The 15,479-nt window shown below is 40.5% G+C and carries 12 protein-coding genes; 5 read left to right on the top strand and 7 right to left on the bottom strand.

Features of this window, described 5'->3' with window-relative positions:
• Positions 1 to 6: 6 nt before the first annotated feature.
• On the bottom strand, positions 7 to 849 hold the full coding sequence (locus tag CBG49_RS06020) for a DUF3822 family protein (protein WP_088593780.1): 843 nt from the start codon (positions 847 to 849) through the stop codon (positions 7 to 9).
• Positions 824 to 1,486 (bottom strand): hypothetical protein, encoded by a 663-nt coding sequence (locus CBG49_RS06015; RefSeq protein ID WP_009412447.1) that lies wholly within the window; start codon positions 1,484 to 1,486, stop codon positions 824 to 826. The genes CBG49_RS06020 and CBG49_RS06015 overlap by 26 nt, the downstream gene beginning before the upstream one ends.
• A 125-nt stretch (positions 1,487 to 1,611) precedes the next feature.
• Between CBG49_RS06015 and CBG49_RS06010 the strand changes: the two genes are divergently transcribed.
• From CBG49_RS06010 to CBG49_RS06000, 3 genes are all read left to right on the top strand, one after another.
• Positions 1,612 to 3,000, top strand: coding sequence for an ATP-dependent DNA helicase (locus tag CBG49_RS06010; protein ID WP_088593779.1), 1,389 nt, complete (start codon positions 1,612 to 1,614; stop codon positions 2,998 to 3,000).
• Positions 3,001 to 3,211: 211 nt separating this feature from the next.
• Positions 3,212 to 3,544, top strand: a complete 333-nt coding sequence (locus CBG49_RS06005) for a PadR family transcriptional regulator (RefSeq protein WP_009412445.1) — start codon at positions 3,212 to 3,214, stop codon at positions 3,542 to 3,544.
• Between the two features lie 3 nt (positions 3,545 to 3,547).
• Positions 3,548 to 5,293 carry a PspC domain-containing protein gene (locus CBG49_RS06000; protein WP_088593778.1) on the top strand — a complete coding sequence of 582 codons (1,746 nt, stop codon included), beginning with the start codon at positions 3,548 to 3,550 and terminating at the stop codon, positions 5,291 to 5,293.
• Here the strand turns inward: CBG49_RS06000 and CBG49_RS05995 are convergent.
• Positions 5,290 to 6,603: a methyltransferase domain-containing protein gene (locus tag CBG49_RS05995; RefSeq protein ID WP_088593777.1), complete on the bottom strand. Its 1,314-nt coding sequence runs from the start codon at positions 6,601 to 6,603 to the stop codon at positions 5,290 to 5,292. The two genes, CBG49_RS06000 and CBG49_RS05995, sit on opposite strands and share 4 nt — an antisense overlap.
• 101 nt (positions 6,604 to 6,704) lie before the next feature.
• Between CBG49_RS05995 and CBG49_RS05990 the strand changes: the two genes are divergently transcribed.
• Positions 6,705 to 7,130 carry a 2TM domain-containing protein gene (locus CBG49_RS05990; protein WP_009412441.1) on the top strand — a complete coding sequence of 142 codons (426 nt, stop codon included), beginning with the start codon at positions 6,705 to 6,707 and terminating at the stop codon, positions 7,128 to 7,130.
• Positions 7,131 to 7,135: 5 nt separating this feature from the next.
• Positions 7,136 to 7,624, top strand: a complete 489-nt coding sequence (locus tag CBG49_RS05985) for a dihydrofolate reductase (protein ID WP_088593776.1) — start codon at positions 7,136 to 7,138, stop codon at positions 7,622 to 7,624.
• A 14-nt stretch (positions 7,625 to 7,638) separates the two neighbouring features.
• On the opposite strand, the gene CBG49_RS05980 is transcribed toward CBG49_RS05985, so the two are convergent.
• The 4 genes from CBG49_RS05980 to rpoC all read right to left on the bottom strand — a co-directional run bounded on the left by CBG49_RS05980 (position 7,639) and on the right by rpoC (position 15,320).
• Positions 7,639 to 8,157 (bottom strand): hypothetical protein, encoded by a 519-nt coding sequence (locus CBG49_RS05980; RefSeq protein WP_088593775.1) that lies wholly within the window; start codon positions 8,155 to 8,157, stop codon positions 7,639 to 7,641.
• Positions 8,158 to 8,241: 84 nt separating this feature from the next.
• Positions 8,242 to 10,404 carry a TonB-dependent receptor gene (locus tag CBG49_RS05975; protein WP_088593774.1) on the bottom strand — a complete coding sequence of 721 codons (2,163 nt, stop codon included), beginning with the start codon at positions 10,402 to 10,404 and terminating at the stop codon, positions 8,242 to 8,244.
• A 311-nt stretch (positions 10,405 to 10,715) separates the two neighbouring features.
• Positions 10,716 to 11,027: a DUF3467 domain-containing protein gene (locus CBG49_RS05970; protein ID WP_009412436.1), complete on the bottom strand. Its 312-nt coding sequence runs from the start codon at positions 11,025 to 11,027 to the stop codon at positions 10,716 to 10,718.
• 3 nt (positions 11,028 to 11,030) lie between these two features.
• Positions 11,031 to 15,320, bottom strand: a complete 4,290-nt coding sequence (rpoC, locus tag CBG49_RS05965; RefSeq protein ID WP_009412435.1) for a DNA-directed RNA polymerase subunit beta' — start codon at positions 15,318 to 15,320, stop codon at positions 11,031 to 11,033.
• Between the last annotated feature and the right edge of the window lie 159 nt (positions 15,321 to 15,479).

Below are 15,479 nucleotides of genomic sequence, written 5' to 3'. Positions count from 1 at the left end.
GTTAGGTTAAAACGATTGCGCGAGCACGAAATTCCGACGGATGAGCTGCTCATCCATTCCCGCTGCAAAGTGTTGTTTATGATATTTTATGAGGTATATATAGCGTACGTAGTATTTTACTTTGCTGTAGAACAGTGCGGTAGGGTCTACTTCGCCCGTGATATAGATAGGTACTTGCTCGGTATCGATATCTAATTGTTCAATAGAAAAGAGGATGTAATATAGGAAATCTTCAATGGTTTCATAGCTAAAACGATTGAAGTAGTATAATTTTTTATTTCTGAAGACTACAAAGTAGAAAGATCCTACTTCGGCATAGATATACATCACCTCCAAAGCGTGTGAGGAGTAGTGTTTTAGGAACATTTTGAGCAGTGAGGTAGCGAAATGCTGATAGTCGAACCTGCCATAGTAAGAGAGCAAAGCATTGTTTACAAAAGTGTTAGGTACGTAGGCATTTACCGTTTCAACAGAGAGAATCTTATCGATTTCCACAGTTTCGGGGGTTACATTGTTTATGTCGATGCTGTACTTAAGATAGTCCAACATCTCGTCCTTACCGCCGTATAGGGGTTGTGGTATAAGGGCAAAAAGAGGGGTGTTGTGCAAAACCCTGATGGTGGTAAAATCTTGGCGGAGGTCTTCTTCACTTTGGATTACACATTCTACTTGTTCATTTATTTCTTCCTGAGTTTTATAGCTAAAATTCACAGGAAAATTGTAGATAGATTCCACGCAGGTAAGCACAGGGTTAAACACACAAAAAGAAAGTCCATCCAAGTTGATTTGAATGGACAATTCCTTGAAATACGTTTCTAAATGTTTATTGTTTTGCGATTTTTGCGTCATAAGAAGTTGGCCAGTTACCATTTACGGTGATTTCTTTTAGTGAACCTACTTGGATATTAGGACCTCTTACATCTTCTACTGAAGTTTTTTGAATTTCTTTAGCTACTAAGCCTTCATCTAAACCTTCTAGTATATCTTTTTTAGGCACATAAACTTGGAAGACTGATGATTTTACACCGTTTTTATCGGTAATTTCACCTGTTTCCATTATAAATTTACCTGGTTTCACACCTTTGAAAGTAGGTAAATCACCCATAGTTTTGTAACGAGTATCGTTTTTAAACAACGAATCTTTTACTGATACGTATCCTAAGGTATCAATACGCACTCCTTGACGCATCACGTCAATGTTAAAACCTTTGTCGAACTCTACCCAGCTGGTATCGCGTTGTGAAGTGATGGTAAAACGTGCATTTTCTACAAACTTAGTAAGTTCGTCGAAATTTTTAGCATAAACGCCATTAATTTTCAAATAAGCATCTTGAACATTGCGAATGTCCTTCAACTTCTTGATCACTTCAGTGTAGCGATTTTCCTTAATTTTGTTAAATTCAATAGGACCTGTGATAGATCTGTAAATTAGGAAGCAGAACACGAATCCTAATAGATAAAATGCAATTTGTAAGATTTTTTTCATCGTTTTAATATTATATTAAATAAATTTTTTTTTGACTGGCATAGCGCAAAACTACAATCTTTTTTTGAAACTAAAAAATTATTTTAACTTTTTTTTATATTTTTGTGCGCTCAATACTTTTTACAATGGACGAAAAACCCTTTCTCAACGCTCTCTTTCAGGCGTTTAAACATATTCCTACCCCTTCGCAAGAAGTTGCCTTACAAATGCTCACTAAGTATCTTTTAGATACTGATGCCTCCGAAAAAGTATTTTTATTGAAAGGATTTGCAGGGACAGGAAAGACCTCTATCACGCGCTGTCTCATTGCTACACTCCCCTTGATACACCACCAAGCGGTACTTTTAGCACCAACGGGCAGGGCAGCTAAAGTGATGTCGCATTTCGCTAAAAAACAGGCATTTACTATCCATAAGTACCTTTACTACACCACAACAATGGGTACTGAAATATCCTTCAAACTGCGTGCCAATAAACACTACAACACCTTATTTATAGTAGATGAGGCATCGATGCTTGCCGATATTGACGACTTGATGCGTTTTGTCTACTCGGGCAAAAATTGCAAGTTGTTACTCATAGGCGATACAGCTCAGTTACCTCCTGTGGGTACTGAGGTGAGTCCGGCGTTGAGTGTGAGTCATTTAGAATATCAATACAACAAAGAGGTGCTCACCACAACTCTTACTGAGGTGCTGCGCCAAAAAAATAAATCGGGGATTTTGCGCAATGCTACCCGCCTGCGTAAAACGCTTTTTGGACAAGCCAAATCACCTGATTTTCTCTTCAATCTCAAAAGTCCTGATGTTATCCGGCTCACGGGTAGCGAGGAAATTTCGGATGCTATCAACGAGAGTTATGAGCTCTACGGAAGTGAAGAAACTGCTATTATTGTGCGCTCTAACAAGCGTGCTGTAGGGTGGAATGCTTATATACGCCGCTCTATTTTGGATATAGAAGATGAAATAGCTGCTGGCGACCTGCTAATGGTGGTGAAAAACAATTATTTTTGGTGTAAAAACAACCCCGAAGTGAGTTTTATTGCCAATGGAGATATTATAGAAGTACTCCATATCTACAGTTTTTACGAAGAATACGGTTTTAGATTTGCTGAAGTTTCTGTGCAACTCATTGATTACCCTAACCAACCGCCTTTTGATACAGTTATTTTGCTCAATACCCTTTACAGCGAAGCTCCTGCCCTTACCCCCGCTGAAAGTCAACAACTTTACGAAGAAGTGCTCGCCGATTATTACGATGAACCCTCGTCGTACAAAAAGCACCAACAACTGAAAGAAAATCCGTACTTCAACGCTTTACAAGTGAAATTCTCCTACGCTATCACCTGCCATAAAAGTCAAGGGGGGCAGTGGGATGCTATCTTCATTGAAAAACCCTACTTACCTGAAGATTACGTGATTGACGAAAGTTACTACCGCTGGCTGTATACAGCCCTTACCCGCGCCAAGCAACAAGTATATTTGATAGGATTCCCTGAAACAGACTTTAATTAGGTAAGAGGTAAAAGATAAGAGGTAAGAAATTTTAAAAAATCTCTAATTTAATCACTACGCTTTAGAACCTTATAAAAAACACATATTCAATTACTTACTTAATTACTTCCCCCTACTCTACTAAAAATTATCAAAAAAAATTAGTACTATGTATTGCATATTACTATTTTTTACCATAACTTTGCCCTCGAATTGATAAATCTACAGAATTATGGAAGAAATCAATACTGAAAAAATTAAAACACAAATGCGCAAAGGTATCTTAGAGATGTGTATACTCTCGGCTATCAACAAAAGTAAAGAAGCCTATGTTTCCGACCTCATAGATGCCCTCAAATCTGCCGATATGATTGTGGTAGAAGGTACGCTCTACCCACTTCTCACCCGACTGAAGAACGCTGGACTACTCGCCTACCAATGGAAAGAATCGACCTCGGGGCCTCCACGCAAATACTATGTGCTTACCGAAGGAGGCAAACGCTTTCTTGAAGAAACTGTAAAAGCGTGGCGTGAATTACAAACTATGATAAACAAACTCATTTAGATTATGGATAAAGTAAAAAACATCAGTTTGGGTGGTTTTTCTTTTACAATTGAAGAAACTGCCTACAACGCTCTCAACACCTATCTTGTTGAGGTGCATAAACACCTAAGTACCAATGCCGATAAAGACGAAATTCTATACGACATTGAACAGCGTATGGCTGAACTGCTCAAAGACCAAATGAAAGGACGTGAAGTGGTTATCAGCCAAGATATTCAATACCTAATAAGCGTTTTAGGTCGTCCTGAACAATACGTTGATGATGAGGAAAATACTGCCTCTACTCCTCAGTTTTCTAACTCTTTTAAAGGTAGAAAACTCTACAGAGATATAGATGACAAAAAATTAGGTGGTGTACTTTCGGGCATCAGTTATTATTTTAAATGGGATGTTACGCTACTGCGTATTGTTTTTGCCTTACTCATTTTTGCTAATATTTCTTTTTTTGCTTTCAGCGTTAATGGCAAAGGCATTTCGTTTACTTCTACCCTTATTGTATTGTATTTCATCTTTTGGGGTGTAGTTCCAGCAGCTGTTACAACTTCTGAAAAACTTGAAATGAAAGGTGAGGAAGTAAATTTAGATACCTTATCTAATTTCAAAACAAGCTTTCCTTCACAGAGAAGAGAGTGGACGAAAAGCCTTACTGACAAGAAAATAGCGGGAGTTTTAGGGGGACTTGCTCTTTATCTATCTATCAATAGCACTTGGTTACGCATTGCTTATGTAGCAGTAGTTTTATTTTCTTTGCCTATTTTTCATCAAATGGGTGTATTGGCAATTATCGGCTATTTTATCTTAGCAGCAGTACTTAAAAATCCTACTTTGGCTACTGAAGAGGTTCATTCTTTAAAAACTTCGGATACAGCAATAACATCTCCTCAGCGAAATAACTTTTTCTTTATGTTACTCAAAGGTGTTTTCTATTTCATAGCTATAGTGATATGTATTCCTCTGTTTATAGCACTTATAGGTACGATTATCAGTGTCTTTGGCGCAACTATTGCTGGCGGTGTTACCCTGCTTACCCTGAGTGATTACTTACCTTATCTATTGGCACATCAATGGCAAGTTGTTGTATTGTACCTCGCTTCAGGTTTACTGTTGTTAGTGCCTATCTCATTAATAGTGTTATTAGCTCTTAAACTTTTTGCCAAAGGATTTCGTACGCCTAAAGCGTGGGTAGTGGCTAATGTACTCTGTTTAGTGGTAGGGATAATGCTTTTACTCACCGTATTAGGAAGTGTAGGTAAAGAATTTGTAACAGCAAGTGAAGTAGAAACAAAAATACCCATCACCTCTACCGCCGATACTTTGGTTATCAGTGAAAAAGCCTCTACACCTTATGATGGATTTGTATCGCTACACGAAAGGGGGGTTGATTTGAGAAATAATGTATACTTCACTGATATACAACCTACTAACGATTCACTACCCTACCTTTTAATCACTAAAAAATCTAAAGGGAGAACTGTGAGTGAGGCTACCGAAAACGCTTCTCGGTTAGAGTTTCCTATAGAGTTCAACAAGAATGTAATAGAGCTTCCTAACCATTATACACTGAAAAAAGGCAATGTGTTTAGAGATCAAGAAGTGAAAGTAAGTTTATGTGTACCTGCGGGCAAATACGTAAAAACTATTGCCAATAGGCAGTTCTATATGTTTCAAAAATGGCATCCTATTCTCGAAAAGAATGCTCTATACAAAGTTACTAAAGACTCCATTATTCAGGTAACAAGTAACAATTAAGAATTAACGATTACAGCGGCTTGGGTGGGGCATACACCGTTGATTTTATCACCTATACCTACATAGCGCACTTCGTACTGAGGATAAGGTGCGAGTACCTCACTAATGAAAGCGCGAAACTCCTCGTCGTTCCACTCAAAATGGTGGTCGGCGTGGCGGATAGCATTCTCAGGGTCATCAAAATAATACTTGTTGAACCTACTATCGGGGGTGGTGATAATCATTTTGTAAAAAGGAATTTGCAAGCACTTATCCACTAATGCCTTTGCATCGTTGGGGGTATTGTGTTCAATCACTTCAGTAAGGAGGATATTCACCGGTTTTTGGTAAGCAAAATCGTCTAAACTGCGCAGGAACACAAGGTTATCGGTATCCATTTTGTAAGAAAGACTCTTGGCATACTCGGCTACAGCAGGATCTATATCGGTAGCAAAATAAGGGTGGTTATAACTGTAGTTCTTGCGCATAAAACGACGATAGTACTTCAGTTCACCACAACCGATATCCAAAATAGGGAAATCGAAACCAAACTCCTTCACCGCAAACTCCATACGGCTGCCGTGAGTATCGGTAAATTGGAACTCAATATTGAGCCCTTTAGCTTTGAAATAGGCCTCGAAAGCAGGTTTTATTTCATTGAGTTGGCGTTCGCTCTTCACAGCGCGCTTGATAAAGAGGTAGAACACGAAATAAGGCACATCGTCTATATTGGTGAGGATACGCGCGTATTTTTGGGCGAAAAAGTCGTCGATATAAGTATATTCGCCATACTCGTTGGTAATATGCGTAATCACGGCTATAAAGCTGAGTAAGTTGAGCGCCTCGAAGATAGTTTTCCCTTCTACTTTAAGGGCTACATTATTTCCGATAAGAGGGGTGATTTGGCAATTTTTGAAATAACGTTCCATCAAAAAGTGTCCGCTACTATACCAAGAAGAATTGATATAGAGGTTCTTCACTTCAATAGTACAAGGCTGGTTGTCCACCTCGCGGCGTGTTTTTCCTAACCATTTGATTTCCTGACTAAAGTAAGTTTCTTTTTCCTGTAATTGGTCTTTAAAAAACTCATTGCAGCAATGCAAAATCACCAAAGGTGAGCAATAACTTTGAAAATCTATCTGATTGCTCTCTTCGGGTAGGTAACTATAGCGCGTATCTTGGAATACTACGTCATACTGATGCGCACTTACTGCATTACCTATGAGTTGCCCATTGCGGAGAGATTTGGCATAGATACCAAAATCGGTATTAGGGTTTTTGTTGAGAACATCCAATAAATGAGGATTGTTGGAACGTATTTGTATGATCATAAATTACTAATTCACTAATGAAATGACAAAAGTAAGAACTATTTGGTTAATTCACAAATTATTCTTATTTTTGCGCCTGAATTTTAAAAAGATACATAAAAATGGCAGACACTCAACTCACTCCCGAACAATACGAACTTTTCAAAAATATAGAAAAGCGTCTTAAACAAAAAAGACTTTTGTATATCCATTTTTTTGTAATGGTTTTAGGCTGCATATTTTTTGCAGTAGCCAATAAAGTATTAGACTATGGGGTAGACTACAATTGGTATATATGGGCAAGCCTCCTTTGGCTTTTCCTCTGGCTATGGCACGCGATGAATGTATTTGTTTTTAATCGTTTTTTGGGTAAAGAATGGCAAGAAAAACAACGTGAACATCTCGTTGCTGTTCAACAAAAGAAACTCATTAAAATAGAAGCTGCTGTAGAAAAAGAATTTGCGGCACAAAAGGAACAAGCGCAACGCGAATTAGCAGCTGAACAAACCGCACAAAGTTCTACTTCCAATTCAAATCCTACAGTGTAAATTCTATGATTACTCTTATAGCTGCCGCCGATAAGCACAATGCTTTAGGTAAAGGAAGCGAGTTGCTTTGGCATCTGCCAGAAGATTTCAAACATTTCAAACGCCTCACCACAGGGCATTGTATTATTATGGGGAGGAAAACGTTTGAGACCTTTCCTAAACTTTTGCCCAATCGTACCCATATAGTGATTACGCGCCAAAAAGACTATGCAAAAGAGGGGATTATCGCAGTAAATTCTTTAGAGGAAGCTATTGCGAAAGCGCTTGCCTTAGACCCCTCTCCTTATGTGATTGGAGGGGGTGAAATCTACGCACAAGCACTGCCTATTGCCAATGTGATAGAACTCACTCGTGTAGACCATATTTTCCCCGAAGCTGATGTGTTTTTCCCTGAATTTAACACTGAAGAATGGGAGTTGGTAAGCTCTGAACCCTTTGAAAAAGACGAAAAACACGCTTATAGATTTACTTTTGAGAAATACTTAAAAAGGTAAGAAGTAAGAAATAGTTATTTTATCTCACTTGGATAGACTGTAATATATGAACTCAAACTATCCCAATAATCAGGAGCACTTTCTATCACAAAAATTTCTTCTTTCCCATCTCCTGTAATATCTATTGCATTACACCCCCATATTTTAGTACGCTCAGTATCTTTTATATAATGGGGTATATTTTTATAATTACAATCGATTTTCACAAAACTGTTTATAGGAACTTGAGTCATTTTTGCCATTTCTCGCAGATATAAGTAATGTTTTTCTGTAGGGACTACCTTTCCTTTTAGAGCAATGGTTGTAGTGCTATCAATGATTATTTTTTCAGAATGGGCTACTCCATAATGTTTTATAATAAGCAAACTGTCATTGATATAAATCTTTGTATCAAACTTTGGATCTCCATAATCACTACAATGAAATGAAAATAGTGGAGTTATAGAATTATCAATCTTGTTTACTTGTTGTTTAGAGGGGCTATCTGTACACTCACATAGTACTATAATAACCAAGAATAAGAGTTTTTTCATTGTAAAGTGTTTTAGATAACAATTAAATTCTATCTAAAAGGTTTTATATTGTAAGGGCGTTTGCAAAACGCCCCTACAATATACCTAAAAACTGAGCGTTACGCCTGCTAAGTAATTCGCTTCGGCAGCGGGAATATACACCATTCCGTAGCCGTTATCGCCGTAAGGAGTGTATTTGGTATTGAAAATGTTATTACCCATTACCGAAAACAATACCGATTTGAAAGTGCTTTTAGGTTTCCACTCATATTGCAAACTAAGGTTATTCACAAAATAAGCGTCGAGTTTTGCTTCCTCACGCTCGGTGTTATCTACATATTGTGCACCTACATATTTAGAAATCAACCCTATTTGAAAACCCTCAATAGGTATAAAAGTAATCGTATTACCGAGCACTACATCAGGAGAATACGAAATGCGGGTATCGCCCCAACTAATGGTGCGAGTAGCTACCTCAGCATCTTGACTCTTATAATCTCTGTTTATATTTTTGCTAAAAGCTACGTTAGGCGACCACAACCAACGCTCTGAGAGTTGCACCATCGCATCGGCTTCAATTCCTGCACGATAGCTCTTGCCCACATTCTCACGGATAGGATAACCGGTGCTATTGAGTTTCCCTGAAAGCACTAATTGGTCTTCATAGCCCATATAATAACCATTGAGGTTCAAACGTACTTTGGGGGTGGTGAGTCGCCAACCGAGTTCTATATCGTTGAGCTTCTCGGCGATAGGTTTTTTAGCATTGGAGTCGTCCTGTAAGGCTTCGTAATAACTCTTGTAATCAGAGCGGTTAGGCTCTTTGGTAGCACGAGCATAAGAGAGGTAAAGGTCGTTGTGCTCATTCAAAAAGAAGGTAAGACCCGCTTTAGGGTTGAAACTGTTAAGGCTTTCGTCTATTTTGTATTTATTCGCTTTATACCCTACGTAACGGAATTGTACATCGGCAAACAGGCTCCATTTAGGGGCAAATTGCCAAGTGAGTTTGCTATAACCTGCCGCTTCTTCTTTGGTGTTGAGTCCTTCGTAACTATAACGATTGCCATACACAAAAGACGCTTTTTCTGCCCATAGCAAATCTTTGTAATGCGAGCCTTCATAGCGATTGAGCAATCCTCCAAAGAGCAGTTGTACATCGTTTTTCTGATAGTTCGCCGAAAAAGTAGTACCCCAGAAATCGTTGTTCAATCCTTGTTGGTGAATGATGTATGCTTCTTGTTCCTTGCCTGCCCCGTCGAGCACTTTGGGCAATCCTACCTTAGAATATTTTTTCTTCTCATAGTTTTCCCAATAACCTTTGCCTTTGGTGTAGTGAAAGGAGAGTTGCGTATGCCACGCAGTATTCCACTGTTGCGTCCAGTGCAGTTGGGCGTGGTCTTGCTGATAGTTATCAGTTTCGTTGTCGTAGAAACGTTTGTTACCAGCGGCATCTTTGTATTCACCCGCAGGATTGTAACGGCGATTGCTATTCAAAGTTTCTTTATCCACTCCTAAATAAGTGAGATATACACTTTGTTTGCCACCAAACACCAATCCTTTGATGAGAGTACCTCCGTGACTATAAGCACCTTGCAAGAAGTAAGATTTAAGGTCGGAGGAAGCACGGTCGCGATACCCATCACTCTTGATTACCGAAAAGCGTCCGCTGAGTTCAAAACGGTCGTTGAGTTTTCCGGTGGAAAGTTTAAGGCTGTGTTTATGAGTATTATAACTGCCGTAGAAGTTAGCGAGTTCTCCTGATGCCTGCTCTTGTACAGCATCGGTGAGGACGTTGAGGCTTGCGCCAAAAGCTCCTGCTCCATTGGAAGAAGTACCCACTCCGCGTTGCAACTGTATGCTCTCGGCAGAAGAAGCAAAGTCGGAGAGATTGTACCAGAAAACCCCTTGTGATTCGGAGTCGTTGAGCGGTATGCCGTTGATAGTAACATTAGTACGGTACAAATCGCTCCCTCGTACAAACATATTGCTACTACCAAAGCCCGAACCATCTTCGGAATAGCTCACCACATTAGGTAACTGACCTAACAACAAAGGCAATTGCTGACCGAAATTTTTGGTCTTGATTTCCTCCTTAGAGAGGTTAGAAAAGGTTACGGGAAGTTTTTTGGTAGCCCTCACGGACGATACTAATACTTCGTCTAACTGAATGGGCTTAGGTGAAGGGACGATAGAGTCAGGCTCTATTGTCTGTTGTGCCATTGCCGATGTAGTAAGGCAAATAGCAGTGTACAAAAGTACATTTTTCATTGTAAAATAAATATTTACAAATAAAAGAGGCTATTATTTGGTGTGTTAATAAAATAAAAAAGCCTGTTTATGCTACCCAAAAGCAAAAACAAGCTCCAATTGCTTAGTTTCATTCCTTCAACGGGATTATCCGTTCAAGTTCAATGGGTATAATCTCAGCCTGTTACAGCACCCCTTATGAGACGGCGCAAAAGTACAAAATAATTACGAAATACGAATGATGAATGACGAAAAAAATTGCCAAAGATGTGAACCATACGGGCTGTTTACATCTTTGGCAAAGTATTATTAGCTTGTTAGCTATTCGTTAATTAGGCTTGTCCGGTTATGCCAAACAGAGGGATGGCGTGACGGTCGTCGCTGTTAGAGATTGCTCCATTAGCTTGTTCAAACTTTTGGATATTATCATCTAAAGCAAATAGCAATCGTTTGGCGTGCTCAGGGGTAAGGATAATGCGACTGCGCACTTTTCCTTTAGGCATCCCTGGCATTACACTCACAAAATCTACTACAAACTCAGTAGATGAGTGGTTGATAATCGCTAAATTAGAGTACACTCCTTTAGCAATCTTATCGTCGAGCTCGATGCTCAACTGTCCTTCTTTTTCTTCTACTTCGTCCATTGTTTATCGTGATTTTTTCTTTTCGACTACAGATTGTTCCATATCCGCTTTAGATCCGACGATGATTTTCTCGTATTCTTTAAGCCCAGTACCAGCAGGAATACGGTGACCAACGATTACGTTTTCTTTCAAGCCATCAAGGGTATCTATTTTACCACTTACTGCTGCTTCGTTCAACACTTTAGTAGTTTCTTGGAAAGAAGCTGCTGAGATGAACGATTTGGTTTGCAATGAAGCGCGTGTAATACCTTGTAACACTGGCATAGCGGTAGCAGGGATGATATCGCGAGCGATAACCAAATTCTTATCGGAGCGTTTAAGGAGTGAGTTTTCATCGCGCAATTCGCGGAGGCTCACTATTTGTCCTGCTTGTAAGTTTTCGGAGTCACCAGCATCTTCTACTACTTTTTTACCGAATAGGCGGTCGTTTTCTTCGATAAAGTCGTCTTTGTGAACCAACTGACCTTCGAGGTAGAGGGTATCACCTGGGTCTTGAATTTCGACTTTACGCATCATTTGGCGAACGATTACTTCAAAGTGTTTATCGTTGATTTTCACCCCTTGGAGGCGGTATACCTCTTGTACTTCGTTTACTAAGTACTGTTGTACTGCTGAAGGTCCTTTGATACGCAAAATATCATCAGGAGTTACAGAGCCATCGGAGAGCGGTTTGCCTGCACGTACAAAGTCGTTTTCTTGTACCAAGATTTGGCTTGAAAGTTTTACTAAGTACTTGCGTTCCTCACCTGAACGAGAAGTAACGATAACCTCTTTATTACCACGTTTGATTTTACCGAATGACACCACCCCGTCGATTTCGGATACGATAGCAGGGTTTGATGGGTTACGTGCTTCGAAGAGCTCGGTAACACGAGGAAGACCTCCTGTGATATCCCCAGCTTTAGCAGAGCTACGCGGTATTTTCACGAGTACTTTACCTTCTTCAATTTTGCTATTGTTATCCACCATAATGTGAGCTCCCACAGGCAAGTTATAAGAACGTAGTGTTTCGCCGTTTTTATCGACGATAAGCAAGGTAGGAATCAGTTTTTTATTACGTGATTCAACAATCACTTTTTCTTGGAAGCCTGTTTGCTCGTCGATTTCTACTTGGTAAGTAACCCCTTGTTCTATATCTTCGTAAGCGATTTTACCAGAATATTCGGAGATGATTACGGCGTTGTACGGATCCCATTGGAAGAGCAAAGTGCCTTTTTTCACTTCTTCTTTGTCTTTTACAAAGATGTGAGCTCCATAAGGGATATCGTGTGTTTGAAGCACCATTTTAGTAGTGGGGTCAAGAACGCGGAGTTCAGAAGAACGAACCACCACATCTACAGGGTTTTGTTCATTATCTTTACCGCTTACCACACGCAAATCTTCTACTTCGATGATACCATCGAAACGCGCTTCGGTTTTGTTTTCTTCGGATACGTTACCGGCAACCCCCCCCGCGTGGAAAGTACGCAAGGTAAGCTGAGTACCAGGCTCACCGATAGATTGGGCAGCAACTACCCCTACGGCTTCCCCTTTCTGTACCATACGACCGGTAGAAAGGTTTCGACCGTAACATTTTGCACAAATACCGTGTTTAGCTTCACAAGTAAGTGCAGAGCGCACTTCTATCATATCGATAGGAGCGGCTTCTATTTTATCTACTATTTTTTCAGTAATTTCTTCACCAGCACCCACAATGAGTTCTTCGGTGAGAGGGTTGTAGACATCGTGGAGCGACACACGTCCTAAAACGCGCTCGCCAAGAGTTTCTACTACTTCCTCGTTCTTTTTGAGGGCACGTACTTCTACCCCGCGCAAGGTACCACAATCTTCGGTGTTGATGATTACGTCTTGAGATACATCGACCAAACGACGAGTTAAGTAACCTGCGTCGGCAGTTTTCAAAGCAGTATCGGCAAGACCTTTACGAGCCCCGTGGGTAGAAATGAAGTACTCGAGGATTGACAAACCTTCTTTAAAGTTTGACAAGATAGGGTTCTCGATGATTTCGCCCCCTCCAACGCTTGATTTTTTAGGTTTAGCCATCAAACCACGCATACCGGTAAGCTGACGAATCTGTTCTTTAGAACCACGCGCTCCGGAGTCGAGCATCATATACACAGAGTTGAATCCTTGTTGATCGGTACTGATGCGTTTCATTGCCAATTCGGTGAGTTGTGCATTGGTAGATGTCCAGACGTCAATCACTTGGTTATAACGTTCGTTATTGGTGATGAGCCCCATATTATAGTTCATCATAATACCATCAACGAGACCGTTAGCTTCAGCAATCATATCCGCTTTTTCTTGTGGGATGATGATATCCCCTAAACTGAATGACAATCCACCTTTGAAGGCAAAACGATACCCCATATTCTTGATTTTATCCAAGAAGTCACCTGTTACAGGGATGCTGGTTGCTTTGAGGATACGACCGATGATGTCGCGGAGAGATTTTTTAGTAAGTACTTCGTTTACATAGCCCACTTCTAAAGGCACGAGCTCGTTGAAGAGCACACGCCCAGTAGTAGTTTCTACTACGGGGTAATACACATTGCCATTCTCGTCGAGGTCGCGTACTTTCACTTTGATGAAAGCGTTGAGGCTCAATTTGCCTTCGTTGTAAGCGATATTTACCTCTTCGGCAGAATAGAAAGTGAGACCTTCGCCTTTGACAGGATACTCAGGGGTGGATTTACGACCTTTGGTGATGTAGTAAAGCCCCAAGACCATATCTTGTGAAGGTACCGTAATAGGTGAACCATTGGCAGGGTTGAGGATATTGTGAGAAGCCAACATCAAGAGTTGAGCTTCGAGGATAGCCTCAGGACCAAGAGGCAAGTGCACCGCCATCTGGTCACCGTCGAAGTCGGCATTGAACGCTGTACACACCAATGGGTGCAACTGGATAGCTTTCCCCTCGATAAGTTTAGGCTGGAATGCCTGAATACCCAAACGGTGCAATGTAGGGGCACGGTTGAGGAGGACAGGGTGACCTTTGATCACGTTCTCCAAGATGTCCCATACTACAGGTTCTTTTTTGTCGATGATTTTTTTAGCTGATTTCACCGTTTTTACGATACCGCGCTCGATGAGCTTACGGATTACAAACGGTTTATAGAGTTCGGCTGCCATATTCTTTGGCAAACCGCATTCATACATTTTGAGTTCAGGACCTACCACAATAACGGAACGCGCAGAGTAGTCCACACGTTTACCGAGGAGGTTCTGACGGAATCGCCCTTGTTTACCTTTCAATGAGTCGGAAAGGGATTTGAGCGGACGGTTAGATTCGGTTTTTACCGCTGATGATTTACGAGTGTTATCGAAGAGTGAATCAACAGACTCTTGCAACATACGTTTTTCGTTGCGCAAAATCACATCAGGTGCTTTGATTTCCATCAAGCGTTTGAGGCGGTTGTTACGGATGATTACACGGCGGTATAAGTCGTTGAGGTCGGAAGTTGCAAAACGACCTCCATCAAGCGGTACCAATGGGCGCAATTCGGGCGGGATTACAGGAATCACCTTCATTATCATCCATTCAGGTTTATTTTCGCGGTTTTTTTGAGATTCGCGGAACGCTTCTACCACTTGTAAGCGTTTGAGCGCTTCGGTTTTGCGTTGTTTAGAACTTTCGTTGTTAGCTTTGTGGCGCAAGTCGTAAGAAAGTGCGTCTAAATCCAAACGTTCGAGGAGTTCGAGGAGACACTCGGCGCCCATTTTAGCGATAAACTTATTGGGATCGGTATCTTCTAAGTATTGGTTATCAGCAGGAAGACTCTCGGTAATAGCGAGGTATTCTTCTTCTGAAAGGAAGTCTAAATATTGTAAATCTTCACCTTCTGGGCCTTTGGCAATCCCAGGTTGGATAACTACATAGCGCTCGTAGTAGATAATCATATCCAACTTTTTGGAAGGGAGCCCTAACAAATAGCCGATTTTGTTAGGTAGTGAGCGGAAATACCAAATGTGAGCGATAGGCACTACGAGGTTGATATGACCCACTCTTTCGCGGCGTACTTTTTTTTCGGTAACTTCGACGCCACAACGGTCGCAAACGATACCTTTATAGCGAATGCGTTTGTATTTACCACAAGCACATTCATAGTCCTTTACGGGACCGAAAATACGCTCACAAAACAACCCGTCGCGTTCAGGTTTGTGAGTACGGTAGTTGATAGTTTCGGGTTTAGTAACCTCGCCGCGTGAAACGGCTAAAATAGATTCGGGGGAGGCTAAACCGATCGAAATTTTATCAAATTTAGGAACAGCTGTTGTTTTTTCTCTTGCCATATTGTTATGGTGAATATAATAAGTTTATGTGGCCTCATTGGGGAGTCCCCACGAAGCCTATTTACAAAATATCGTGCAAAAGTACTACTATTTTTTGAAATGGCAATAGTTTTTTGGAAATATTTTTTTAAAAAGTTTTTAAGTAGTTGAGGGTTGGGA

Source organism: Capnocytophaga endodontalis (assembly GCF_002209445.1).
In the GTDB taxonomy this organism is placed as follows: Bacteria; Bacteroidota; Bacteroidia; order Flavobacteriales; family Flavobacteriaceae; genus Capnocytophaga; species Capnocytophaga periodontitidis.
Note: the sequence above shows the minus strand (reverse complement) of the source record. Positions and strands in the feature narration are given on the sequence as shown.

Coding starts and splice junctions, on each gene's coding strand:
- CBG49_RS06010 (WP_088593779.1), top strand. CDS start 1,612: ATGGACGAAAAACCCTTTCTCAACGCTCTCTTTCAGGCGTTTAAACAT.
- CBG49_RS06005 (WP_009412445.1), top strand. CDS start 3,212: ATGGAAGAAATCAATACTGAAAAAATTAAAACACAAATGCGCAAAGGT.
- rpoC (WP_009412435.1), bottom strand. CDS start 15,320: ATGGCAAGAGAAAAAACAACAGCTGTTCCTAAATTTGATAAAATTTCG.
- CBG49_RS06015 (WP_009412447.1), bottom strand. CDS start 1,486: ATGAAAAAAATCTTACAAATTGCATTTTATCTATTAGGATTCGTGTTC.
- CBG49_RS05995 (WP_088593777.1), bottom strand. CDS start 6,603: ATGATCATACAAATACGTTCCAACAATCCTCATTTATTGGATGTTCTC.
- CBG49_RS06000 (WP_088593778.1), top strand. CDS start 3,548: ATGGATAAAGTAAAAAACATCAGTTTGGGTGGTTTTTCTTTTACAATT.
- CBG49_RS05975 (WP_088593774.1), bottom strand. CDS start 10,404: ATGAAAAATGTACTTTTGTACACTGCTATTTGCCTTACTACATCGGCA.
- CBG49_RS05985 (WP_088593776.1), top strand. CDS start 7,136: ATGATTACTCTTATAGCTGCCGCCGATAAGCACAATGCTTTAGGTAAA.
- CBG49_RS05980 (WP_088593775.1), bottom strand. CDS start 8,157: ATGAAAAAACTCTTATTCTTGGTTATTATAGTACTATGTGAGTGTACA.
- CBG49_RS05990 (WP_009412441.1), top strand. CDS start 6,705: ATGGCAGACACTCAACTCACTCCCGAACAATACGAACTTTTCAAAAAT.
- CBG49_RS05970 (WP_009412436.1), bottom strand. CDS start 11,027: ATGGACGAAGTAGAAGAAAAAGAAGGACAGTTGAGCATCGAGCTCGAC.
- CBG49_RS06020 (WP_088593780.1), bottom strand. CDS start 849: ATGACGCAAAAATCGCAAAACAATAAACATTTAGAAACGTATTTCAAG.